The sequence below is a fragment of the Lacinutrix sp. 5H-3-7-4 genome (genome assembly GCF_000211855.2).
GTDB lineage: Bacteria > Bacteroidota > Bacteroidia > Flavobacteriales > Flavobacteriaceae > Lacinutrix.
In genome coordinates this window covers 2,370,993-2,395,553 of sequence record NC_015638.1, presented here as the reverse complement: position 1 = coordinate 2,395,553, position 24,561 = coordinate 2,370,993, and the positions used below count along the sequence as shown (strand labels likewise).

Below are 24,561 nucleotides of genomic sequence, written 5' to 3'. Positions count from 1 at the left end.
ACCGTAATTTTATATCATTTAATTAAAACTCTTCACTTCCCTCTAATTGCCTACATATTAATTGTAATAGCAATTATTTGATAGAATAATTATAATAAATCGTATTTATTAATTGCCTCTTTTGGAAACAATTTACCAGCCAAAGCAAATACACCATTTTCTTTAAACATATTTCTACTAAAGCTTGGTTCTAAACTTTGTTTTTTTCTTTTTTGTTCTTCTACAAAAGCATCTTTGGTTATCAATCCAAAATTTTTAACTTTCAAATTGTCTCCTAACTCTATACCAATAAGTTCATCCCATTCATGATTAATTTTAGAGGTGCAACCACCTTCGTTTTCCGATGTAATCATTTTAACTGATATTCTAGCGTTGTCATGTTCACAAATAATATCATAGCCTTTATTAGATTGGTTTTTTACCACTTTAGGTCGTCTTCCCATTTGCTCTAAAAAGGAATGCGCAATAGCTTCTCCTATTCTTCCAATAATATTATCATTACCATGTAATACTTCATCCTTATTTGCTACTTCTAAAAAATCTTGTCTTGCTTTTAAGTAGTTAAGGCATAGTTGTTTTCTATTGTTGTTCATTTTTAAATAATATCTAATTCAGTAAGTATATCTTTCTTAAATTTACTGAATGGTCTCTTTTGAAAGTCTTTTTCCGATAAGTAAACTCCATAAACAAGACGATAAATTTCATTTCTAGAAAGATTAAAATCCTTTAAAACTGTATCTTCTAAAATACTCAGATATCTATCAGAGTAGGCTTGTTTAGTTAGTAATAAGTCATAGAGAATATCTGTATGAGCAGAATAAACCTCCTCAATTGCCAAATCATTTAAATAGTTTTTAGCGAACCAATCATTTTCTACATCGACAGAAACTTTTAACCCATTTTTATAATAAGGGTCATTTGTAAATGAAAAATTAAACTCAAACTCACCCAATATGTCATCGAAATAGGGATGAGGATGCGTATTCAATTTAAACTCCTTTTTATGTTTTACACTAGTGTTACAAATTGAACACGAAGGAATAAGATTAAAAAAAGACAAGGCTAAAATTGGGTGACTATCTTTATCAAAATAATGGTCAAACTGTGGACGAATTATTTTTTTACCCTGTCTTGTAATTACTGTATTAGTATAATTTCTATTGCAATATGTACAAGTACTAATATCTAATCTTGATGCTAAATCATATCCTGAATAACGATTAACAGTCTTGCTAATAAACCATTTATAATTAAATACTTTTTTTAAATCCTTTAATAAGGTTTCATTTTTACCAATTATACTTAATATACTTTCGCTAAATTGAATTAACTCTTTCGGCTCTCCAATTATTATTCTCTCTAAATAATTATTTATTACATTATCAAATATTTGTTTTAGAAGTAAATTTTCAATGTCATCAATTCTTTCATACAACAAATCTAACATCATATCTTTATGATATCTCTTTGCTTTAATGACAGAAATACTATTTGCATTTAAAAAAATCATTTTCTTTTTAATTTAGATTTTCGCTCCTCCATTATCCTTATTTGCTCATTTAAATTCTGTAACTCCAAATCAGAATTAAATATATTATCAAACATTTCTGATAATTTTCTCTGAATAAGTGGTTCATCAATAAGACTAATTAAAGTAAAATAGTAACTTTTTAGGTTTTCATCTCTGTCTTTATTATTCAACCATTTTACTGTTTCAATAATCTTAATACGAGCAAAATCACCAACCAACCCATTTTCCACAAAAAAAGAATCTGCTAGTAAATCTGTAATATTAGCTGCAAAGGATTTATTTGGTCTATCTAAATTCTCATATTTCAAAAATTCTGTTTCACCTTGAGCTACATCTCTCATTAAATAAATTATATTTTTATTTGGTAAGTCAGATAAAGTAAGAGGATCATGGGTAGTGAAAATTATTTGAACATTTGGGCTTCTATCAAGGTTATTAAAAAAATAGGGAATTGTATTAATTATTGTATTAACAAACTTTCTTTTCCAAACAGGATGAAAACCTAAATCAGCTTCATCTAATAACAAGACATAATTATCTACTTCATCATGGATGCGGGTTTCAGATGATAATTTAGTACCTAAGAAATGGTGTAGTCTTGAAAAAAGGTTTAACAATGCATTTTCACCAGAACTTAATTTTTTATTTGATGGCATATAGTTTATAAAACCATCTATTAAATTTCTTTTCTCTATTATCTTATCCTTTCTTTTTGGACTATATTTTGCATAATAATTAATTATATTATTTAAAAAAAGATTTTGAAGTTTGAGTATTTCTATTGCTGCCTCACCACCTATAATTAATACATTATTTTCTACCTTATTTAGGTCTTTAACTAATCCAATTTCTGAATAAAGTTTCAATAATAAATCTCGAATTGTTTCCTTTTCAAAAACCGGAATTTCATCCTTCCCGAATTTAATAAAACAGTTGTCTACAAAAACTAGAAATGAATCAAATGCATTTAACCGATTGGTTTCTCTAACAAAATTTTCATAGAAAAAAACACCCGAAGACAAATACGTATTGTCCTTTTCCATTTGTCTTTCAATTACAGAAATTAAATCTCGAAGAATTATTCTTTCTAAAATATACTTGTTAACTTCTATTTGGTTTGAAACACGACCAGGACTATTAAATTTTCTAACTTTAGTCCAGTCATCTAGTTCCTTTTTTAGCTTGTCTTTAATAATTTTTAAAATTGGCCTAAAAGCTTCTGGTGTATTCCACTCTTTTTGATTTTTATGACCTCTTATGGTAAGCCTTGCCTCTCCATGTTCTGGAAAATCGAATAAGTCTTTAAAAATTTTTTCTTTTTTAACTAAATCTGAATTAGAAAAAAGTATTTGTCTTATACTATTTTTAAATACCAATTCTTCACTTGCTGAGAAATTAAAACCAGATTGGTCTAGGTTTTTATTTTGTAAATCTGCTAAGTCTTCATTAAGAATTTGATCAAATGATATATCAAAATTATCTACTTCATCAAAATTTGGATTATATTTAAAATCGAAATGTGGTGAATAATATATTGTTTTACATAGATTATTTGATCTTTCTGTTTCAATTGTAAAATCATCCTTAATTGGTTTAAAACTAACTGTGGAAATTCCTACGTCGTATATTGAACTTACAAATTTCAATGTTTTATCATCTTCTGTTTCAAAAAACAAGTATGTGTTATTTGTTGGAAGGGCATAAGGGTTTTCAACAAAAAGGCTTCTAATAGAATCTAAAAGAGAGGACTTGCCAGCACCATTTTGACCTACAATTGCATTTACATTAATCAGTTTTGAATCAAGATTTGTAACATCAAAAAAACCTTCTAAATAATCATTATTTATACGCCTAGATACATCAATTGATTCTCCATTTTTATCAAATTCATAAATATATTTTCCTCCTAGATTTACATACTGCGCTTTTTCAAACAAATAATCATGAAAATCTAAATATATAGCAGCTAATCTCATAACAATTATTTAGTTGTTTTCTTACTCTTTTTAACAGATTGCTTCGTACCTCGCAATGACGCGTTCAACTTCTTTATCTCCTCCAACAAAATGGCAGCACTACCATCACTATCCAACTGCGCCACCAACTCGCCTTTAAAGGCTTTAGCTAAAATAGCTTGTGGTAAACTGTCTATTTTAGTTTTTAGGCTTTGGTATTGGGCTTCTATGGCATCTGCTTTGTCAAATAAATGCTCTACACGTTTTACGATTTCGGTTTGTTCTTCTGGCGAAGGATTTGGTGTAGGAAACTTTCTAGCTTTTTTTATACCAAACGCAGGCTGAGAAGTTGAATTTGTTCCTTCTCTCAATTTCTGTTCTATAATTGAACTGTTTAAATAATAATAAAGAAACTTTGGATTACCTTTAGACCTAGGTTGAATTAAAATAATATTCGCAGAAAGAGTATATTTTCTTTCTGGAAACATAGGCAATAAAAAAGGTTTACCTAATGTTCCTATTTTACCAAAACCAAAATCACCTTCTTGTAGATCGTACCTTTTAATATGCTCTGCTAAAACTACTTTAGAAACTGGTCTAGCATTTTCTAATATTACTTCTCCTTTTTTGTTTACATCTTTTATACTAACATATGGTATCCCATCCTCGTGAATTGGTGGTGTTCTATGACTAGGTTGTGGATCTACTACCTTAGCTATAGTTTCTAATTCAACTTCCTCCCATTCCTCCAACGCCTTCCCAACACGCCATTCCTCAGTAAGTTTACCGGTTACCGCTTGGTTTAATACTGCTTGTCTAAAGTTTTTAAGTATTTCTGGTATGTGGTTTAAACGGGTTTTAAGACTGTCTAGATGTCCAAATAACTCGTCTAACTTGGCAACAATGCGTTGTTGTTCTGCTAGTGGCGGCAGTGGAACTAAAAACGATTTTAATTTCTTTTGATTAATTGAAGATTGGTTTACAGATCGTTGTGCAACTTCTATAAACTTTCCTGAAAATCTATAATGTCTTAAAATATAATTTAATAAATCTCCATCAAATTGAGGCATCGCCCTAAGTAATAGTAAATTTATTCCGTGAATAATAGTTTGATCTAAATTAAATACTGCTGTTTTTCCTAAATGTTTATCACTATTAATATGACTAAATAAAACATCCCCTTTCTGTAAACCGTATTTTTCAATATCATCTTCAGAAGCGTCTACATATTTTACACGATCTAAATCAATAGTTTCATTCCATATCGTCTCAATTCTTGAAATAGGTAATGAACCTTGAAATGGTTCTTCTTCTTGTTTCAAACTAGAACCATTAGTCATTCTCAAAATAACTGTATCTAAATCTGTTTCAACCCAATTCTTTGGCAATTTATTTTTCATCTAGTTTAATGCTTTTATTAAGGCATTTAACTCTTTGGTAATGCTAGTTAATTCGGTTAAGGCTTCTTTGGCAATATCTAAAGGCTCTCCAACATCTTCGGCTTTGGTAATGCTATCGTCTACAATTAAACCTAAATCTAAAGAGTCGTTCTTTTTGGCAATAGTTTCTCTAGAGATACAGCTAAAGCGTTCGTCTTTAATTTTGTTTCGGTCTTTGGCGGTGTAGGCTTTCTCAAAATCGGCAAAATAGCTTTCGGTAAATGGTGTACGTTTTCCAAATTTTGGCATGTTGGTACGCATATCGTAAAACCATACGTTTTTGGTGTTGGCTTTGTCTGTTTTACCACGTTCAAAAAATAATACATTTGTTTTTACACCTGCTGCATAAAAAATACCTGTTGGTAAACGCAGAATGGTATGTAGGTTGCATTTTTCCATAAGGTCTTTACGTACGTTTTGTCCGTCGCCATCTTCAAACAATACGTTATCTGGTAATACTACAGCTGCTCTTGCGCCTCCTCGTGTATGCAAGCTTCTATAAATACCTTGTAAAAAGTTGAGTTGCTTGTTAGAGGTTGGATAGACTAAGTCGGTTCTAGTTGGTCGGTCGCCACCTTTTTTAGTTCCAAACGGAGGATTTGCCAGCACTAAGTCCATGTTTTTTATGCTTTCGCCATAACTACTTAAAGAATCGCCTAAAGCAATGTTTCCGCCCATACCATGTAAAAAAGCATTCATCATGGCTAAACGATGGGTATCGCCTACCAACTCGCAACCACTGTATTGTTCGGTTTGTAAGTGGTTGTTTTGTTCCTCGGTAAGGTTATAAATATCGTTATGCTTTAAAATGTAATGATGTGCCGCAATCATAAAACCATAGGTTCCACAAGCAGGATCGTTAAGGCGTTCTCCTACTTTAGGATCCATTAAGCGCACCATCACATTAATTAATGGTCGTGGTGTAAAGTATTGTCCTGCTCCCGATTTTTTCTCGCTTGCATTTTTTTCTAGCAAACCTTCGTACATTTCGCCTAAACCTTCGTCTTTGGCTTCAAACCAATCCAGCTCGTCTATGTGCTTTATAATTTTACGCAGGTTGGCAGGTTCTTGTATACTGGTTTGTGCGTTGTTGTAAATTTTCTGAATGTTACCTGTGCTTTCTGTACCTAAATGCAATAATAGTTTACGGTAAAAGGTGGCGAGTTCTACGCCTTCCTTTTGTTTTAGATTTTCCCAACGGTAGCCTTCTGGTAACTTATCGTTATAGTCGGTTTCTTCTGCCATTTTAAGGAACAGAATAAAGGTGAGCTCGTTTAGGTATTGGTGGTAGGTGATACCATCGTCACGCAATACGTTACAAAGGTTCCAGAGTTTGTTTACTATTTCTTGGGTTGTTAATGCCATTTATTTTCTTGTTGTTAAAAGTATTTTTGTCATTTTTTCTGCGTGTTGCTCAATTTCAATTTCCTGCCAATGCTTTTCTTGCATCATAATTTGTTGTTTTATGCTTTCTATACTACCTCGTTTTGCATAATGTTCTTTTTTAGCAGTTGGCATGTAGTTACTTAATTTAGAGTTTTTATTTCTACTTATTAAGCATAAATTTCCAAAACTATCTAAAGCACTAGTGTCTAACCTTTCTTGTCCTTCCATTGGATTTTGAGGATAGTAATGTTCTACAGAGGTACGGAAAGAAAAACTAAAATCGGAAAATTGTTTATTTTCTTTTTCTTGATCTTGTTTCCAAAGTAAATAATCTAATCTGTTAAATACAAAATTCTCTACGCTTGTACCTTGATTTAGTTTAGATTTATCTAAGTCATCCATATTTGCAGTAGAATAAGCATCATTTATATAAATTATATTAAAGTAATCATTTTCTTGTTTAGCAAGAAAACGATCGTATAAATACGCATCGCTTAAATCTTCTAAATAGCAGATATAATCTTCTCCATCTATTCTGTCTTTACCATCATCTAGCACATAATTTAAGGCAGCATTTAACCAATGTTTATAGATTAAAGTTGGTGCAGACACATGAAACATTGATAATAACATTAAAATTGACTTATTATTAGTATCTAAACTGTTTATATATTGATGCGATGCCTTTTTATTATAATATTCTACTTTAAGGTATTTTAAACTCCATTTATCATCTTTTAAATTACGTTTAATGATGTACTTGTCGTAATAGTGTTTTCCTTTTAATAACAGAAAAGCAAAGTCTTTCACAAATGTTTTTTTCTTGTTTTTGTCTTCTACGTTTAAGAAAAAATCAAAAGTTTCCATTAGCCTTTTATCGTCTAAAGGAATATTTTTTTCATCCTCAGAAAGCAATTCATAATTAGGATTACTATTAACCAATATTCTTAAAATATGTAATAAGAAATTAGAAAAGTTTATTACAGAATTAAAGCGTTCTGGAGCATCATCTTCCTCTTCCTTATTTATTTCTATTTGCTGTTTATCTTTTAATAAAGCCTCTATAGTTAATGCAGTATTATCTACCTTAATTTTAGTGCTAAAACTAGTGATAACATCTTCAAAAACTTCTGCTTCAAAATGATTCCAATCTTTACCAAAAAGAGCAGTACGTACCTCTGTATTAAAACCATGTTGAACATATTTCTCCATATTAGCAGAGGCTTCCCAAATGGTATTAAAAACGTGGCTTTCCTTTTTTTCTTTACTAAAGACCTTTAGCATTTTAGCTTTCAAGACTTCATGTTTTTCTAGCTGCTCCCCACGATTATTCATTATCTCGAAATAATGATTTAAATCTGTATCTTTAGGTACAGGAACCCTTAAAATAATAACATTTGCCTTTAAATAATTAACAAACTGTTCTAAATGATTGGCCTTTTTTATCTTATTTAATTCCTTTTTAGCAATGGTATAGGCATCAGTAATTCTAACATTTAACTTTTTTTCTGACTTGTTTACATCTTCCTTTTTAGTCTTATTATAAAGGTGCTCTAAAGTATAAGAAGACATAGGTCTACTATCAAAATGAAGATTTGTTTTATAGTTGTTAATATGAATATCAAATTCATTTTTTAAAACCGAAAACAAGATGTTTAGCGTTGTTAAACGTTGCTGACCATCAATTGTTTCATAAACAATTCCGTCTTCCGTTTTACGCTCAAAAACCACTAAACTACCTATATAATACTTTTGTGTAGTTGTTTTATCATATTTAGCATAGTCATAAACATCTTGAACAAGCTGTTTTATTTGTGCTTCTTTCCAAGCATAATTGCGTTGATATATTGGAATTGCATAGGTATTGTTTGAGAATACCTCTTCGATATTTAGTTCTACTAAATTATTCGCCATGGTAATAGTTTAAAGATTTAAATAAGTCTTTTAATTTTTCGGTTTTTGAAGACCTTATGGCATTTAAACTTTCTAAATACATTTGGTAAACTTCCTTTGGTTGTGTTGCTTCTCTAATAACAGAAAACATACTGCTCCATTCTCTAGCATGGTTATCTACAGAAGCCAGTTGCACTGCCTGCGAATCTAAGCGCAATCTATATGCCCAAATAAACAGTTTGGTAATTACTCTGTCTAGATCTTGATTCCCAAATTTATCGGTATAATAAAGTAGTGTACAATCAAAAAGGGTTCTTACATATTGATCTCCAGATCTATTCCGTCCTTCATACGTAGCTAAGGTTTTAAAAACTTTAAAAGAAATACTGGTTTTAGAACTAATAGATAGAAATTGAAGCTTACCAAGAAAAAAATCTTCATCATACACCCATTTTTTCTCTTCTTTATTAAAGTATTTTGCACTATGCGTTCCTTTAATTTGTTTTATTTTTTCTTGATAAAAATTAATCATTTCAAAAAAACGTTGTCCATTAAGAACTACTTGGTCTATTTGAAAAGGATAAAGTTTTGTGTTATTATCTATTTTTCTATGGAGATGTTGATTAAACTCATCTGTAAAAACATTATTAATCTTTAGAGGATAGATGTATGGAAAATCTTGTGTTTTATCTAAAGTAACCCCTTTAAAGGTATTAGCATTGGTTTTGTTTAAATAGCGTCCATTTTTACGTTTAGACCATCTACGAATCCTAAATAAATATTGTGAAAAAACTTCGTGCAGTTCATCGTCATTTTTACTTTCCCATTCTTCGATACATTGCTGTCTTTCTTTTTCTGAAAAACTAGACATTTCACGTAAGTGAAAAGCTTTTAATAAATCGTGAGGATCTAAATCTTTACCTCTTGCATTTTGAGAATCGAAAAACTGAAAAGCTTCAGAAATACTAGTCAATGTTATGCATACCAATTCACATTTTGTAAAAAAGAAACGAACTTCATCTTCCGTAAAACTTTTTATCTCTCTTTCAATTTCTTTATAGTTAATAATAACATTTGCTTTTGATATATCATTATCCATAGATTCTGAAAGTAGCTTGAGCTTACCATCTCCTCCATATTTTTTAGCAAAATATTGTGTTGATTCATTACTATTTAAAGCATGTGCTATTAAAGTAAGAGTTACTATACGTTGTTGCCCATCTACAATATTTAATTCTTTCTTGTCTTTATGCATAACAGCTGTACCAATTCTGTAAGCTGATTTTTTTTGATGTAAAACAATATCTTCTAATAATTGTTTTACATTTTTTGGTTGCCATTTATAAGGTCTTTGATATTCTGGTATTTTTAAATCTTGATTATATAAAATTTCTTTTACAGTCTTGACTTTAGGTTTTAATGTATGTTTTAAAACCTCAATTTGTTCTATATTTTCAATTATAGCCTCTGCCATTAAATAATTTTAAATTGATTATTATTAAGCGTACAAATACTCGTTTAACTCCTTAATAATTCCTGCCGTTTCATTTTTAAATACTTTATCTAAACGCTTTAAACCTCCATCTACACTAAATGGTGGTTTATTTAAATCTTCTAAAGTAATAATGGATTCTTTTTGCAGTTGTGCTTCTATTTTATCAAGCCATTTTAATTGAATTTGATTCCAACTGTTACCTGATTTTAATTTAGAAACTGCATTTGCAATACGTTCTTGATGACTTACTAATTCTTCTCCTAGAGCAGAGGTACGTATATGAGCAATAATATCTGCAACAATTTCTGTGTTAGTTACTTCTTTATAGGCTGTATTAAGGTTGTTTTTATTAAAACCTTGGGTATCTAGAATTAACCTTAACTCTTTAAGATCATGACGTGTTAATGAACTTGGTTTAGTACATACAATGTTTAATGCTGTAATTTCGTTGCGGTTGTTGTTAATATACTCCGTAAATGACTCTAAATAATCTTTAGGTTTTAGATTTTTCTCGTAAGCACGAGAAACTTCTTCTAATTTATCTTCATGCTCACTATACAAAGTACCATAACCTAAAGCTTTACCTTTTTCGCGATCTAAAAATTCCCACAAATGACCATAATCTTGAATAGATTGGTTTATGTTTTCTATTTCTATGGATTTTAGTTTTATTGCAAAATCTTTTACGGATGGTTCTTCTGAAAGGATTTCGAATTGCCCTTTTTGTTGGTTATTAAACCTAGAGACTTTACGTTGCATTTTTGCGATTATACGATCGAGTTTAACCTCTTTTAAGTAATCATCTTCTATAATAGAGAGCTCTTCTATTAAATTAGCAAAAGTTTTAGAAACCAAAGGCGCAACAGGTTTCATAACTTGTTCTTTAGCCATAATTTCTGTTACTCCAACACAATCATAAATTTTAAAAACTTCTTTACCAATGTCATCACATCGTCTTGTGGCACGACCTATCATTTGATCGTATAATATACGAGAGTTTACACGACGTAGAAATATTAAATTAGATATACTTGGTACATCTATTCCTGTTGTTAATAAATCTACTGTTACTACAATACTAGGATATTGATCGTTTTTAAATTTTCGTAAAAGGTCTTGTCTATTATAAACTGAACCTGTAATTTTCACAACTGCATTATCGTCTACATCTTCACCTAATTCAACACACTCCTCTTTAAACAACCTTACAATAGTATCTGCATGATCGTTAGTAGCAGCAAAAATTAACGTTTTGCCTTTATTTTCTGGTAGTATACCATAAGTAGAAATAAGCTCGTTTAAAACAACACGATTAAAACTCTCTGTAATGACTTTTCGGTTAAAACCTTTTATTTCAACTTTTATTTCGTCTGGAGCAATACCTGAACTTTTAATCTCGTTTTCTTCAGGATCATATACTTTTACTTCATCTCCTTTTTCCCATTTAATTCCTGTTTTTGAAAGTTTTGTTTGGAATACAAAAGGTGGTTCGAAATCAATTAAGTAACCTTCAACCACCGCTTTACGATAAGAATATGTAAAGACTGGATCTCCAAAAATTTCTTTAGTATGTATTGCAGGTGTTGCAGTTAATCCAATACGATAGGCATCAAAATAATCGAGCACCATTCTATATTTACTTTGAAAATCGATTTGATCGCGAAGCATAATCTCTTCTTGATCCATTTCTCTATCTAATGTATAACCTCTATGTGCTTCATCTACAACAATACAATCGTAATCTCCAACACTAGGTGAATTATCAGAATATGCAATACGATGCACCATACCTTGAACGGTTGCAAAATGAATTTTTGTATCGAGTTCTGAGGCTTTGTCTTCTAATTCTTGTAGGTCATAAATTTGTGCAAAAGTTTGTAAGCCTTCTACGTGAACTTCTTTAAAAGCATCTGAAGCTTGTTTACCTAACATGCGTCTATCTACCAAAAAGAGAATGCGCCTAAAGCGTCCAGACTTAATTAAACGATAACACATACCAATCATGGTACGAGTTTTACCTGTTCCTGTAGCCATTGCCAATAAAGCACGCCTGTCTTCTATATTATTAAGTATTTTTTGCTCTACTGCTTTTATAGCATCTACTTGGTAGTCTCTTAATCCTAATCCACTTGGATCGGATAACAAATCATAATCTGTTTTTTCTAATTTTTCTACACCTTCATTTTCGTCATAATTCAACTTTTCGATTAAATCACGTGGTGAAAACCAATTAGGTAGAGGTCTAGCTAAATTTTTCTGATTTCTAGCATCCCAAAACCAAATTCCAGATGCTGTTTTAAACTGTTCTAGATAAGATTTTCCATTGCTAGCAAACATAAATGGCACTTTATATGTAGTACTATTAGCATGATCAGGAAATGTTATATCATGGTCGTTAGTAACGAGCTCACTATAGGCTTTAGCCTGCCACAAATCGCTCATTACATTCTTAATGTGCTTTTTAGCTTCAACAATACCAATTAACTCCAAGCCATTAAACAAAGCATAGTCTGCCCATTTTGTTCCACATCTCCATTCAGCAATAGCCATTTGCCTTCCTTTTTGTGGTAACGTTTTATGTTTTCTATAATTTAAAGTTTGTGTATCGCATTCCCATTCTGCATCACGCAACTGTTTATCAATACGGTCTCTGGTTTCTAGCTCACTTTCTTCTGTTTTTCTTGCTTTAGCAAAAGCTCGTTCTTTACGTTCTTGTTTTGCTTCTTCAGAAATTTGAGTGTGTTCCTTTATTTTTTGTTTGTAGTCGCCTACTTCTTTTTTAAGAAGTTCCAACTCCTTTTCTAATTGTTCTGTTTTAGAGTCATTAACAAACCAAGATTCCTTAGGTATTATGTAGTCTTGTAAAACATCTTCATTTTCATAAACTTCAACAAACCATTTAGTTAAATAAAATGCCTGTCTAAGCATATATCTTGCTTCTGCCTGTGATCCTTCTCCCGTATGTGATGCTTTATTACCAGATTTTCTAATGCTATGAAAAATATCAATAATTTCTCGTGGCGTATCAGAATTATTAGCCAATACAACTAATCTACTTATTTGCTTCTTATCATAAGGTTCTTCTAATTGTTCAAAATCAATTAAAATACTTGTTAACTTTTCTGTAAGTATTCTAAGTTTAGACAAAGTAGTACTTGGATCTCGATAACAATTCTGTTCCGCTAACAGCGCTAATTGAAATAAAGAAATATAGTTTTTTTCTAAAAAATTAAAATTGGTATTTATATTCATTAATAGCGATTTAATAGCATTGCAAAGGTGTTTAAGTATTTTATTTAGCGATTATACGTTCACACTATTTTTTGCAGGTTAGTTTATTCTCGAAATAATTAATTTTAGATTTTGAATATACAGACCTTAAATATAAAACCTTTTTAAAGAATTGATTTGTATAAAATCGTAAATTTTAAAAAATTTACCGATGGTATTTTTTAAAGTTATTTTTTAGTCTAGTGCAAATTTTAAAACTTTGTTATATAATTTAATATTACTTTGTTTGATAAAATTCAAACATAAATTTTAAAAACAAAAAAGTCCTACGGTTTCCCGTAAGACCATTGAAAAACTAATTGTTTTATTTTGTTGACAAGACGCAAAAGTTTAAGAAAAACGTAATTACCTCATTCCTATTATCAAAAATTAGTAACCAATAAAACCTGTTATATTTTCTCTTTTAAGAATTGGAATTTCACTAAAATAATCCAATAATTTTCACTTAAAACATTCTACTAAAACACACCATAAAATTTGATTTTATTTTCTAAATTGTAGATAATAATATTTTTTAACCAAAAGGTTAAACTGCATACGATTTGCATACGGTTTTGAACACACAAAGCTTGGAAACCCCTATAAAAAAGGCGATTTCTTTTTTCTTAAATTAATTTATAACCTGGAGGTTATAGAATCGTATTGCAACCTCACTAAAAGAAAAAAAATTAAGAAATAGTTTAGATTTATTAAACTGCTTTTTTATGCTTAAATTTTAATATCATTTATTTTTATTGAGTTAAAATATGTTTTAAATGCATTATAATTATTGCTAAACAATATCTAATTTTAGGTTATATCATGTTTAATCGCAATTAGTTAATCATTTAAATGATAATGATAAATCTATAACAAATTTAAAACGATTAATTAGTTGATATAAATAGAATTAATAATATAATTTAAAGATTATGGCTAAAGATAGAGAAAACCCTAAAACTGAACACGAAAAGACATTATATCAAAATGCTACTGATGAAAAAGGAGCTCAAAAAAAAGAGCATTATAACCAGTATGGCAAACAAGGTGATGATAGGAAAAAGCGCGGAGCAGGTAACTAAATTATAGTTGTTTTATATTTTTTTTAATTGAAAATCAAGTTATTTAAGTGCATACCGTTTAATACTAAGTTTTAATATTTAATCAATTATAAAGTATAAGTATTATTTTTTTTGATAGGAAGAAGTCTCGTTTTAATATTTATTTACTTTAAACTAAATATTTTTTTTTCTGAAATAAAATTAAAATATTCTCCAAACTACACACTCCTACTCTATCTCAAAATTTACTAAAACAATAATCCATTTCTCAATAGTTTCTTATGCATCTTCCTCCAATACAAGTTTTATTTAATAAGTATTTTGAACTTTCTTAAAAAATATATAAACTTAAAAAAATCACTATAAACAGTGAGAACAAAAATCATTATTACTAGTATCTTGCTTTCTATTATTTAATGCTTATTAAAACGGTTAAATAAAAGCTCTAATTTTATAAAAACATTGTAATATGATTCCGGTAGAAGTCGCACATAAACATATAAAAAAACATCAAAAACCAGAAATAGATAGGTTTGACTTTTCTCATTTTTCTACTCCTTACAGAGTGTTAGCCAAAATACTAGGAGGTATAGAAAAAGAGGAACGTGTTTATTATAACACAAGCGATTTTATAGAAGCCTTTAATAATCCAATTACAATTAATCCGTGGTCTAATCCAGAAGGCATGCGCCTTGCCGTACAATTATATGGTATTGTTCAAGCGCCATATCTTACAGCTATGTGGGATTTTTTAAACACTATACCTTACCAAACTGGCTATAGTAAGCAAGCGTTTAGAGCAAAACCAAACAAAGATATTTTAAAAAATAAGTTGAAAATATTCACTCAGTTTTTAACCTATAGTCGCAAAGGTTTTAATGGGTTAAGCCTACAAGAGCATTTTCAATACAGCGTATATTACCCTCATGCAAACAGCTATTTTTTAGCCACAGTATTACATAATGCAGATGGTATGTTTGATACTTTATTAGACGATATCATTCAAGGAGAAGATGAAATTGGAGGCATAAGTGCTGCTTTTATTCAAGCATTATTACTTTCTGAGGATGAAAAACATTGGGATATGGTTGCCAAACTATTACTTGCAGCACAACGTCAAGAAGGTTTGAGGCAAACTATTTTAGAAGCATTAGATTTTGCAAGTCTTGGTGCGTTAAAGCATATCATAAAAATTGTAATAGATAATGACTTAGCTCGATTTACAAGTATAAATAGAGCTGTTTGTACTTGGTTTGGTTTACGATGGGAAAACCCTAAAAAAGCAGTTATAAACAGAATATTGACACTGGCGCAGTCTTTAATTTTAAATTTAAAACAGGTTGACACCTATCTTAAAAGCAAAGACAATATTGAGGTATTAGTAGGCTTATGGGCAATTGGTATTTTAGATGTTGATACAGCAAATAGAAAAGCACTTGATATTGTTTTTGAAAACGAAGACAGGAATAAAAAAATTCTAGCATTATATTTTATTTATCAAACCGATAGAACAAACGATGCTTTAGTGCCTTATTTTATTGAGCATTTAGGAAAAGATTATGCACTTGACCACTGGATATCTATAAATTTACCTGAAACCACTTTAGATAACGACACATTTTTAAAGTTACTTGATGTTGCAAAAAATGTAACCAAAAAAGGAAAAACCTACCAAAGCAATATTTTTTCATGGTGGCATTTTACGCCTGGCCCAACACATTTTTTTAGGTTTTTAATTTATAGCGCAACAACCGAGCAGCTAGAATTAATGGCTAATGATTTTGAAGATTTCCCAACAGAGTACAGAGAAGAATATATTAGAAAAGTATTCCCAAAACATTACAGTTATTCTCTGTATTATAATAATAAAGAAACTCATAAAAAAGATCCTGTAAACTTTGACGAAAATTCTTGGAAAAGAGCTTTAGTGAGACGTGCTATTTATAATAGAAACGAACTAGTTATGGCAACTGCTCTTAAACTATTTAATTGTATGCCACTTTTTGATACAGACATAGCTATTGCTGAAGATTTATTAAGACGAAAAAATAAAGGTTTACGTACTAATTTAATCAAGTTAATAATCTCATTTCCTCAAGATCGTTTACAATCCAGCACTACCAATTTAGTAAGCTCAAAAATTATTAGCCAACGTATTGCAGGCCTAGAAATATTATTATTGTTACACGAAAAAAACAGACAAACAGATTTTGTAGAAAAACACTTTAAAAACTACTCTAAACGTGCTAATATTACTAAAAACGAGCAAGTTTATTTAGATAAATACTTTAACAAAGCTCAAGAGTATAATTTTAGTAATGGTTTTGGTGTTGTTAATTATAATAATTTATCACCGCTTTATACACCGCAATCTCATTTTAAAAGCAACACAAGCTTTTTAGATAAATTAGGTATATTAAGTTCTGCATCGACTGGTTTTAAGTTTAGTGATTTTATAGACGCTAATAAAATTGTAACTCAGGTAAACCAATTAATTGCATTAGTAACTAAAAACCACAATCATGAATACCAAGCAGCACATTATACTGGTGCTACACAAACCACTTACCTTGAAAAAGGGATACACGATACTAAAAAATTAGGAGATACCGCAACTGCTTTAGATTATTTAAATAGCTTACCACTAGCTTCACTTTGGATTGAATGGTATGAAAGCAGCAAGCTTAATGATTTTGAAATGTATACTGCAATACGTTACATCAACAATCGTCATGCACCTTTTGGAGCTTACACAGCTCTTGAACCTTATTTAAAACAATATTATCCTGATTTGTCTGGATTGCATTTAGATACTGAAAAAAATTACTACTCAAAATCTAAAATCTATAGCAAAATTTTAAAACGTTTGTTTAATGCTTTTGCAGATACAAAAACAATAAGCGATTTTAAATTCAATTTATTTGAAGATATGATTGCTAATTTTCCTAAAAAGTTTAAACTAACACAATTTCAAGATAATAGCAGATACTTTAATACTGTTACATATAATTGGACCACAATTGTATTACAATCTACACCACATTTTAGTTTAGATTTTTTAGAGCGATTAACTACTAAACAAATGTATAAATATTGGTGTATACGTATGTATTTGGCGGCTAATAATATTGCGCATCCTAATGATGTAACAGATAAAACAGCCTTAATTAGCAATAGCGATTCTAGAGATAAAATTAATTTTCCTGAAATTGAAATTACTATCAAACTCTACCAACAAGGTTTAATAAATGATGATGACTTATTGTTTCAAGCATTACATTCAGCAGAATTAATGACCATTATTGATGGTGGCTTTAATTATAGAATGAATTACAAAAAAGGCATAGAACGTAACATGATTTCTAATCAGGTATTTCTTCCTTTAAAAACCAATTTGTTAGAAACCGAATTAGAACGTGGAGATCTTGCAACGCCTGCTTCAAATTATGTAAATAGTATACATAAAGTAGAAGGTGTTAGTTATGTATTTAGAATTTTAGAACGCTTAGGTAAAGACAATTTCGAACGCGGTTATAGTTATTATGGTGATAGTAAAAAATCTAAATTTAGTGCTCTACTAAAAAAAACAACCTTTAAAGACACAGAGTCTTATATAGATTTTGCTACACTTGCAAACACTTCAAAAGTTAGTAAAAAACGTCTTATCGAGCTCGCTTGTTATGCCACACAATGGGCTGGTGTTGTTGGAGATTATTTAAAAATAGATAACTTAGAAAATGCTGTATGGTGGTTCCAGGCACATGCATCAGATTATATGAATAGCGAAAAAGAAACCATTATTTCTCGCTATTCTAATATACCAAAAAGTGATTTTGCATTGGGAGCAATAGATATAGACTGGTTTAATAAAGTTTATAAAAACTTAGGAAAAGCGAACTGGAAACTACTTCATGATGCTGCCAAATATATAACAGATGGTAATGGCCACAGGCAAGTAAAACTGTATTCTAGTGTAATGCTAGGTGAAGTTAAAATAACAGAAACCTTAAAAAAAATTAAAGACAAACGCGATAAAGATTACGTGCGTGCTTTAGGACTAATACCATTAAGTAAAACTGTACCACAAAAAGATTTATTAAAACGTTACAACCTATTACAAACCTTTTTAAAAGAAAGCAAACAGTTTGGTGCACAACGACAAGAAAGTGAAGCTATAGCAGTAGATATCGCTTTAGATAATTTGTCACGAAATGCAGGTTATAAAGATCGCGTACGTTTTAGCTGGGCAATGGAAGCCAAAGCCACGCAAGCCATCATGGAGAATGCTACAGTTGCTATAGATAATACCACTTTAAAACTCACAATTACAGCACTTGGAAAAGCAAATATTATAGTGACTAAAGCTGGTAAAACTTTAAAAAATATTCCTGCTAAATTGCGTAAAGACAAGCAGGTTATTACCTTAAAAGAAAACAAAAACTACTTGTCTAAACAATACAGTCGCACACGCTTATCGCTTGAAAATGCGATGGTAAATGAAGATGAATTTACAGCTCCCGAAATTCATAATTTAATGCAACATCCTATTGTTAAAGCCATGTTGCAAAATCTAATATTATGTATTCCAGAAAAGGAAGTTTCAGGTTTTTATAATAACGGCTTTTTAACCAATGCCACTGGAGCCTCTTACCAATTAGAACAAGATGATATTTTACTTATCGCACATGCTTCACATTTATATCAAGACGTTACATGGGATTTATATCAAAAGTATTTGTTTGCAGAGCGTATAACACAACCGTTTAAGCAAGTGTTTAGAGAATTATATTTAATTACAGATAATGAGCGTGAACTTAATAATCATTCAGAGCGTTACCAAGGACACCAAATTCAACCTAAAAAAACGGTAGCATTATTACGTGGTCGTGGTTGGACAGTTAGCATGGAAGATGGTTTGCAAAAAGTATATCATAAACACGGTTTTATAGCCACAATGTATGCTATGGCAGATTGGTTTTCACCATCAGACAGTGAAGCTCCAACACTAGAAGACATTCGTTTTCACTCTATAGATACTTATAAAACAATTCCGTTAACAGAGATTCCATCAGTAATTTTTAGCGAAATCATGCGAGACATCGACCTTGTTGTTAGTGTTGCTCATGTTGGTGGTGTAGATCCAGAAGCCAGCCACAGTACCATGCAAATGCGTGGTGCATTAGCTCAAGCATCAGCGCAATTATTTAAGCTTAAAAATAGTACTGTAAAAGAGCGACATATTTTTATAAAAGGAACTCTTGGCGATTATAGTATTCATTTAGGTAGTGGTCAAGTAAGCAAAAACGGATTGGCTTTATCTATAATTCCGGTACACAGTCAACATCGTGGACGACTATTTTTACCTTTTGTTGATGAAGATCCAAAATCTGCCGAAATTATTTCTAAAATGAAACTACTTTCAGAAGACAATAAAATCCAAGATCCAACCATTTTGGCTCAAATTAATAGTTAATAATAACATTAGGGCGTTACCTTGCTTAGGCAAGGTCGCGCTTTCTGTTACAAGTCCTCGCGCTATCGCACTGTGGGCTTTCCACGACAATCGCTAACGCAAAACACAGCAAACCATGGAACTCCAGTTACAATTAAAAAAACTTGGTAAGAAAAAAGTAAAACAAGTACAGTTTACGCTAGACGAAACACCTAAAACGTTAGAGCACTTATTAATTACTTGTGTAAAACAACAAGTAGAAGCATTTAATAACAAACGGTTAGAAGTAAACGTAGTGGGTTTTTTAAGTCCATCGCAAATAGAAGAACAAGCACAAAATGGTAAAGTAGATTTTGGAGAAATTTATAATAAAACACTAGCTAACCAACAAGATGCAATAAACAATATATTGTTAGCATTTAAAGATGGATTGTTTGTGGTTTTTGTGGATGATGAAGAAATAACCGATTTATCAACGCCTTTAAACTTAACATCTAATAGTGTGATTGCCTTTATAAGACTCACATTTTTAGTAGGCACATATTGGTAAAATTTTAAAACAATAAGACCATTATAAACACTAGTTTTTTAAATAATTAAATGGCTGAATACCGTGATAAAAAAAATTAATTTCTTCAATAATTTTGTTTAAAACAATTAAACATAATTATTATGAGTAATACCATTCACGGTCCAGAAAAAACACCAGAAGAAATAGAACAAATAGTAGAACAAACTAAAAATAGCGATCAAAAAATATATCCTATTTTAAAACCTAGCAATTGGGTTGGTTTAAAAGCAGGAGCATTAAGCTCTACATTAATTCCTGCCGAAGGTGAAGCTCATGGCGTTGTTGTTGGTTACGGTATGGATACACCAGAAAACTTTGTGTTTTTAACAAAGCAGCATTTAGAAACCATGGATGCTAAGCAAATTACAAAGGAAGCTTTTGAAAACTTAGAAAACTATACTACTGAGTTTGAAATTTCTGAAGCCTTCCAAAATCAAGTACTAACTTCTAGTGGGCCAAGTTTTTCAAGCGAACGCATTTTGAGTAAATCGCACATGTTAAAAGCGCATAGTTTACTTGATGCAGAAACACTTTTAGTTTCAATACCAAGACGCTCATGTATGATGGTTATAGCTAATGATGCAGATAAAGCTTTACTAAATAAATTTATTTTTTTACATAATCATACTTGGAATGACGACAGTTATGGTAATGCACCAATTGCCAACATTTTATTTGTTGTAAAAAACGGAAGTATTGTAGGACATGTACCTTTAAATCAACAATAAAACAATAGTAGCAACAATTCGCTTTAATTTATAAATTATAAGATTTTGAAATATTTAGACTTTAGTACTAATGCCAGAGTACAAAACTTAATGGTAGACGTTTTTGATGCTATAAGCGCATCTAAAGAAACTGAAATAAAAATTAACGAATTATTAGACACCAGAAGTATCTTTGAACTTGTTTTTGAGATTGTAAGTACTACAGGTTTTTATAATCATGATGATAATTTCATGCTAATAAAGTCTTTAAATATTGATACCGAAACACAAAATCAAGAAGAAGCGCTATTTAATACCTGGATGATTATGGGTAAAAATTTAAACACTTCTAAAACACAAGAAGAATTCAACGCAAAATTTGCTCTATTTGTGCCTATAATTTTAAATAAAATGGAAGCAATAAACAGTTTGTCTGCTTAAAGCTTTCTAAATTAATTACATTTAATTTATCCATAAATAAAATCACAACTATAAAAAAAGCCCTTTTACATTATTGTAATTGGGCTTTTTAATTGTGAATTAATTAGTCTTATCTAAGAATAGGCTTTAATTAATTTAGACACCGTCATTTTAGTTTTAAATAAACTGCCATCATCATGACGAAAAATATAAAGCGTTTTACCATCATGCCTATCAATAAACAACAAATCACCTTCTGTATTTTTACCAATAGTAATACTTGCAGATAACATTAACATAGACCACTGTTTTCCTTTTTGATCGGATACTGTTGGTCCTAAAATGCTTTTTAAAGTATTTACATACGCTTTTAAGGCTCTAACTTTACTAACTTCCATTCCATCTATAGTTGTAAGAGTAATCATTTCCTCAAAACTAAATAATTTAAAATCCTCATCTTCAACAGTAACTGTTCTTGGTTTTTCTTTAATAAAATTGCTATAGTGTTTTGTAAATAAATTCTCAGCCAGATTAACGTTTTCTACGATTAAATCTTTATTCATATTTTAACTCTTTAATACTTTATTTATTAGTGTTTTCTTTAGTTTTTGTATCTACAATTTGTAGCAATGTCGGTATTCTGTAGTTTCCGTGCATACGTTCTATGGCGTTGCAAATTGTATCTTTATCAATACCAATAGATGTGACATATAATGGTTTTTTACTTTCACCGCGAAATACTTTTTTAAATACCGAAGTTTTAGATACAAACTCAGATTTAGCAATACCTACAACCGGAATTTCACCTTTTAAAGCTTGGTATAAATAACCACCTAAACCTAAATGTTTTTCTTCTAAAATAACATAGCCATCAACGATTATTAAATCTACTGTTTCTAGATTTACTTGTTTTAATGCACTTAAAATACATGGTAATTCACGTTTATAAAAAGATCCTGGTTGGTAATCGGCTACACCTTCAATAATATCGGTATAAATTTGTATTGGCACTTCGTCTTCCCAATCGTTAAAACTTACCGCAATGGTTTTGGCTTTTCCGTCGTAATAATAGGTGTCAAAAGCAAGTATCATGTGTTTAATTATTTAAAAAGAACACGCCCGAATCTAGCATACCGATTGGATGTTTTGTGCGCTCGGTCCATTCTTCATTATTTAATATAGCATTGGGTTGTAGTTGTATTTTTGCATCTAAACTTTTTCTACCTACTTGTATTATTTTCTCTTCTATATTAGATGTAGTGCTATTGAAAATGTCTAGATACACCTCATTAAAATGCATTAGTAATATTTGGGTTTTATTTTCAATTTTATAAATATCTAAGACTTTAAAATAAGCACCTGAAGTTATTAAATGAAATCCATATTTAACAACATCTGGATTTATACCTCCTAAATTTGAAGCGTTATTTGATGCAATAGCAAAGCGTACAGTTTTAGCTAAACCTTCGGCTTGATTAGAGACATCTGTAAAACCACGTTCTTGTATAACTTGATTTACTTTATAACGCGAAACCAAATGTTCTTCAAGCTCGCAATCTCTATAATACATGGTTAAACCTGAAAATGTATGTTGATAGGCTTGTTCTATTTTTGTTTTATCCATAACTTTTTTTGTAATAATTTTATTGAAACATTACCCAAACATTGTGGTGTCTTTAAAAGTTTCACCATCATAAGATTGAGCAATTAATGTATGGTAACCAAACATGCCGTCTTCATTAAAAAACACATCTATTAAATCTGTTGAAGTAAAATTTATGGCTGTAATGGTTAGTTTGCTTATAAATGCCTCTTTAGTTAATTGTGGATAACCTTCGTCTTCATCTGCCCAATTATCATTATAATTATCAAAATAATCTTCTACAATTGCATCTGTTGCACTTTGCTTATAGTCATTAAAGTTGTTTGCTACATTATTTGCTAATGCTAAAATGTCACTTAAACTAGCACCATCAGGACTTAATCTAAAAACAACAGTGTCATCATTAAACGTTAATTTTATTTTGTAACTACCTTCTAATTTAGGTTCTTTTTCAAGGTTATTTTTAGTGATTTTCATAGTTTTAATTGCTTATTACCATTTTCTAATAGGTTCGTCTTTCCAAATCACCAACCTAAAATCTTCGTAATGTTGACCTGTTCCAATAGTATGATTATCTCGTAATCCTTTATCCAATTGTAGTTTATGTAACATCCCAGAGTATGATCCTACCCATAATGTCTTCTCATCTTCAGAAATAGTCATTCCGCTAATGGTAGACCCTAAAAAGTATTTCCAAACGCAATGTCCTTTAGTATCTATAGCTTTTATATAACCGTAAGCATCGCCTAAAATGTAGTATTTTGAAGTCGCTACACCACAATACACACGCATACCATCGTCTATAACCGTGTAATCCTCACTGTCTTGATAAGCTTCAACACTAATAGCTTCCATATTTTTAGTGTCTACACCAATGGTAACACCATTATAAAAATGACAAGAATTTGTAATGATTTGCTTATCATTTTTTGAGAACAAACAAAAATGTGGGTAAGACGATTGCGGACCAATATCTCCTACTTGTGTTCCATCGCTATTTAAAATACGATGATCGTAACATTGATCGCCAACAATAATATATTTATTATCGTTAGATAATGTTGCATTTTCCATATCTAAATAAGGCTCCCATGCTTCACCTTCTTCTAAATCATCTTCTAATTCGGGTAATGGATGTATTAAATGCTCTGATGTATTTGAAATAATAAAAATACCATCGGCAGATACTAGCAATACTTTTTTCCCGTCGTTAAACGGTATCAAGTCTGTTATACCAATATTTTTAGTGTTATTTAATTGAAATGTCTCTATAACACTGCCTTGCCAACCTTGAGTGGTTACAATAGTATTATTAGAAGCTATTGCAAACACGTTATTTTGTTTAGATTTACCAATAGCTTTAATAGAATTATCTAGCTCTAAAACAGTCGCATTATCAAGAATATAGGCTTGTCTTTTTTGATATGCTGTACCCACCAAAAACACGATTTTTTGTTCAGTTATAAAATTTAATTGCGAAATACTTTGGCCTTTATCTTTAAAAAACTTTAATAAAGGTGTGTGTGCTGGCGGAAAATCTTGTCTAAATTGCTCTACTGTATTGTTAGTATTAGCTTCTTTTAAAAGTTGAAAAACAGCATCAGACAAATGGTCTCTTTCATCTTTTGGTTCTGCGCCTTTCCAATTTTCCCAACCTTTAGTATCGCCAAATTTAACCATCTCATTTACAGCAATAGCATATTGACTCCCTAAAGTATTCCATTCTGTTTTTATCGCATTTATATTTTGATTGGTCTCTTTCATCTTTTATGTATTAA

The 24,561-nt window shown here is 30.4% G+C and carries 18 protein-coding genes; 5 read left to right on the top strand and 13 right to left on the bottom strand.

Going from position 1 to position 24,561, the window contains the following annotated elements:
* Window positions 1-89 precede the first annotated feature (89 nt).
* Genes LACAL_RS10700 through hsdR form a run of 8 tightly spaced genes read right to left on the bottom strand, consistent with a single transcriptional unit; the run spans window position 90 to window position 12,951 of the window.
* Complete coding sequence (locus LACAL_RS10700) at window positions 90-593, bottom strand: hypothetical protein (protein ID WP_013870753.1); 504 nt, start codon at window positions 591-593, stop codon at window positions 90-92.
* A 2-nt stretch (window positions 594-595) separates the two neighbouring features.
* Window positions 596-1,510 (bottom strand): hypothetical protein, encoded by a 915-nt coding sequence (locus LACAL_RS10695; RefSeq protein WP_013870752.1) that lies wholly within the window; start codon window positions 1,508-1,510, stop codon window positions 596-598.
* Window positions 1,507-3,507, bottom strand: coding sequence for an AAA family ATPase (locus LACAL_RS10690; protein WP_013870751.1), 2,001 nt, complete (start codon window positions 3,505-3,507; stop codon window positions 1,507-1,509). The genes LACAL_RS10695 and LACAL_RS10690 overlap by 4 nt, the downstream gene beginning before the upstream one ends.
* A 5-nt stretch (window positions 3,508-3,512) precedes the next feature.
* Entirely contained in the window at window positions 3,513-4,886 is a 1,374-nt protein-coding gene (locus LACAL_RS10685; protein WP_013870750.1) for a restriction endonuclease subunit S, read from the bottom strand.
* Window positions 4,887-6,290 (bottom strand): N-6 DNA methylase, encoded by a 1,404-nt coding sequence (locus tag LACAL_RS10680; protein WP_013870749.1) that lies wholly within the window; start codon window positions 6,288-6,290, stop codon window positions 4,887-4,889.
* Complete coding sequence (locus tag LACAL_RS10675; RefSeq protein WP_013870748.1) at window positions 6,291-8,225, bottom strand: DUF262 domain-containing protein; 1,935 nt, start codon at window positions 8,223-8,225, stop codon at window positions 6,291-6,293.
* Window positions 8,215-9,678 carry a DUF262 domain-containing protein gene (locus LACAL_RS10670; RefSeq protein WP_013870747.1) on the bottom strand — a complete coding sequence of 488 codons (1,464 nt, stop codon included), beginning with the start codon at window positions 9,676-9,678 and terminating at the stop codon, window positions 8,215-8,217. Before LACAL_RS10670 ends, LACAL_RS10675 begins: the two co-directional genes overlap by 11 nt.
* Before the next feature lie 24 nt (window positions 9,679-9,702).
* Window positions 9,703-12,951: a type I restriction-modification system endonuclease gene (gene hsdR, locus LACAL_RS10665; RefSeq protein ID WP_013870746.1), complete on the bottom strand. Its 3,249-nt coding sequence runs from the start codon at window positions 12,949-12,951 to the stop codon at window positions 9,703-9,705.
* Window positions 12,952-13,901: 950 nt separating this feature from the next.
* On the opposite strand from hsdR, the gene LACAL_RS15445 reads away from it, so the two are divergent.
* The 5 genes from LACAL_RS15445 (at window position 13,902) to LACAL_RS10645 (ending at window position 21,201) form a co-directional block, all read left to right on the top strand.
* Window positions 13,902-14,051 (top strand): hypothetical protein, encoded by a 150-nt coding sequence (locus LACAL_RS15445; protein WP_013870745.1) that lies wholly within the window; start codon window positions 13,902-13,904, stop codon window positions 14,049-14,051.
* 448 nt (window positions 14,052-14,499) lie between these two features.
* The gene (locus LACAL_RS10660; RefSeq protein ID WP_013870744.1) at window positions 14,500-19,503 is read left to right on the top strand and encodes a DUF4132 domain-containing protein; all 5,004 of its coding nucleotides are present in this window, start codon (window positions 14,500-14,502) and stop codon (window positions 19,501-19,503) included.
* Window positions 19,504-19,618: 115 nt separating this feature from the next.
* Complete coding sequence (locus LACAL_RS10655; protein WP_013870743.1) at window positions 19,619-20,032, top strand: hypothetical protein; 414 nt, start codon at window positions 19,619-19,621, stop codon at window positions 20,030-20,032.
* Window positions 20,033-20,154: 122 nt separating this feature from the next.
* Complete coding sequence (locus LACAL_RS10650; protein WP_013870742.1) at window positions 20,155-20,781, top strand: hypothetical protein; 627 nt, start codon at window positions 20,155-20,157, stop codon at window positions 20,779-20,781.
* Between the two features lie 45 nt (window positions 20,782-20,826).
* A complete protein-coding gene (locus tag LACAL_RS10645; protein ID WP_013870741.1) occupies window positions 20,827-21,201 on the top strand; it encodes a hypothetical protein in 375 nt (124 codons plus the stop codon).
* Window positions 21,202-21,314: 113 nt separating this feature from the next.
* Here LACAL_RS10645 and LACAL_RS10640 read toward each other — a convergent pair whose 3' ends face one another.
* From LACAL_RS10640 to LACAL_RS10620, 5 genes are read right to left on the bottom strand one after another with little or no spacing between them, the layout of a single operon-like run.
* On the bottom strand, window positions 21,315-21,743 hold the full coding sequence (locus LACAL_RS10640; protein WP_013870740.1) for a hypothetical protein: 429 nt from the start codon (window positions 21,741-21,743) through the stop codon (window positions 21,315-21,317).
* Window positions 21,744-21,762: 19 nt separating this feature from the next.
* Window positions 21,763-22,272, bottom strand: a complete 510-nt coding sequence (locus LACAL_RS10635) for an endonuclease V (RefSeq protein WP_013870739.1) — start codon at window positions 22,270-22,272, stop codon at window positions 21,763-21,765.
* A gap of 4 nt (window positions 22,273-22,276) precedes the next feature.
* Window positions 22,277-22,804 (bottom strand): hypothetical protein, encoded by a 528-nt coding sequence (locus tag LACAL_RS10630; RefSeq protein ID WP_013870738.1) that lies wholly within the window; start codon window positions 22,802-22,804, stop codon window positions 22,277-22,279.
* A gap of 30 nt (window positions 22,805-22,834) precedes the next feature.
* Window positions 22,835-23,260 (bottom strand): DUF2262 domain-containing protein, encoded by a 426-nt coding sequence (locus LACAL_RS15060; protein WP_013870737.1) that lies wholly within the window; start codon window positions 23,258-23,260, stop codon window positions 22,835-22,837.
* Window positions 23,261-23,275: 15 nt separating this feature from the next.
* On the bottom strand, window positions 23,276-24,547 hold the full coding sequence (locus LACAL_RS10620; RefSeq protein ID WP_013870736.1) for a hypothetical protein: 1,272 nt from the start codon (window positions 24,545-24,547) through the stop codon (window positions 23,276-23,278).
* Between the last annotated feature and the right edge of the window lie 14 nt (window positions 24,548-24,561).

What these genes read in the sequence shown, in the direction of transcription:
- LACAL_RS10700 (WP_013870753.1), bottom strand. Translation starts at nt 593, where the DNA reads ATGAACAACAATAGAAAACAACTATGCCTTAACTACTTAAAAGCAAGA.
- LACAL_RS10695 (WP_013870752.1), bottom strand. Translation starts at nt 1,510, where the DNA reads ATGATTTTTTTAAATGCAAATAGTATTTCTGTCATTAAAGCAAAGAGA.
- LACAL_RS10690 (WP_013870751.1), bottom strand. Translation starts at nt 3,507, where the DNA reads ATGAGATTAGCTGCTATATATTTAGATTTTCATGATTATTTGTTTGAA.
- LACAL_RS10685 (WP_013870750.1), bottom strand. Translation starts at nt 4,886, where the DNA reads ATGAAAAATAAATTGCCAAAGAATTGGGTTGAAACAGATTTAGATACA.
- LACAL_RS10680 (WP_013870749.1), bottom strand. Translation starts at nt 6,290, where the DNA reads ATGGCATTAACAACCCAAGAAATAGTAAACAAACTCTGGAACCTTTGT.
- LACAL_RS10675 (WP_013870748.1), bottom strand. Translation starts at nt 8,225, where the DNA reads ATGGCGAATAATTTAGTAGAACTAAATATCGAAGAGGTATTCTCAAAC.
- LACAL_RS10670 (WP_013870747.1), bottom strand. Translation starts at nt 9,678, where the DNA reads ATGGCAGAGGCTATAATTGAAAATATAGAACAAATTGAGGTTTTAAAA.
- hsdR (WP_013870746.1), bottom strand. Translation starts at nt 12,951, where the DNA reads ATGAATATAAATACCAATTTTAATTTTTTAGAAAAAAACTATATTTCT.
- LACAL_RS15445 (WP_013870745.1), top strand. Translation starts at nt 13,902, where the DNA reads ATGGCTAAAGATAGAGAAAACCCTAAAACTGAACACGAAAAGACATTA.
- LACAL_RS10660 (WP_013870744.1), top strand. Translation starts at nt 14,500, where the DNA reads ATGATTCCGGTAGAAGTCGCACATAAACATATAAAAAAACATCAAAAA.
- LACAL_RS10655 (WP_013870743.1), top strand. Translation starts at nt 19,619, where the DNA reads ATGGAACTCCAGTTACAATTAAAAAAACTTGGTAAGAAAAAAGTAAAA.
- LACAL_RS10650 (WP_013870742.1), top strand. Translation starts at nt 20,155, where the DNA reads ATGAGTAATACCATTCACGGTCCAGAAAAAACACCAGAAGAAATAGAA.
- LACAL_RS10640 (WP_013870740.1), bottom strand. Translation starts at nt 21,743, where the DNA reads ATGAATAAAGATTTAATCGTAGAAAACGTTAATCTGGCTGAGAATTTA.
- LACAL_RS10635 (WP_013870739.1), bottom strand. Translation starts at nt 22,272, where the DNA reads ATGATACTTGCTTTTGACACCTATTATTACGACGGAAAAGCCAAAACC.
- LACAL_RS10630 (WP_013870738.1), bottom strand. Translation starts at nt 22,804, where the DNA reads ATGGATAAAACAAAAATAGAACAAGCCTATCAACATACATTTTCAGGT.
- LACAL_RS15060 (WP_013870737.1), bottom strand. Translation starts at nt 23,260, where the DNA reads ATGAAAATCACTAAAAATAACCTTGAAAAAGAACCTAAATTAGAAGGT.
- LACAL_RS10620 (WP_013870736.1), bottom strand. Translation starts at nt 24,547, where the DNA reads ATGAAAGAGACCAATCAAAATATAAATGCGATAAAAACAGAATGGAAT.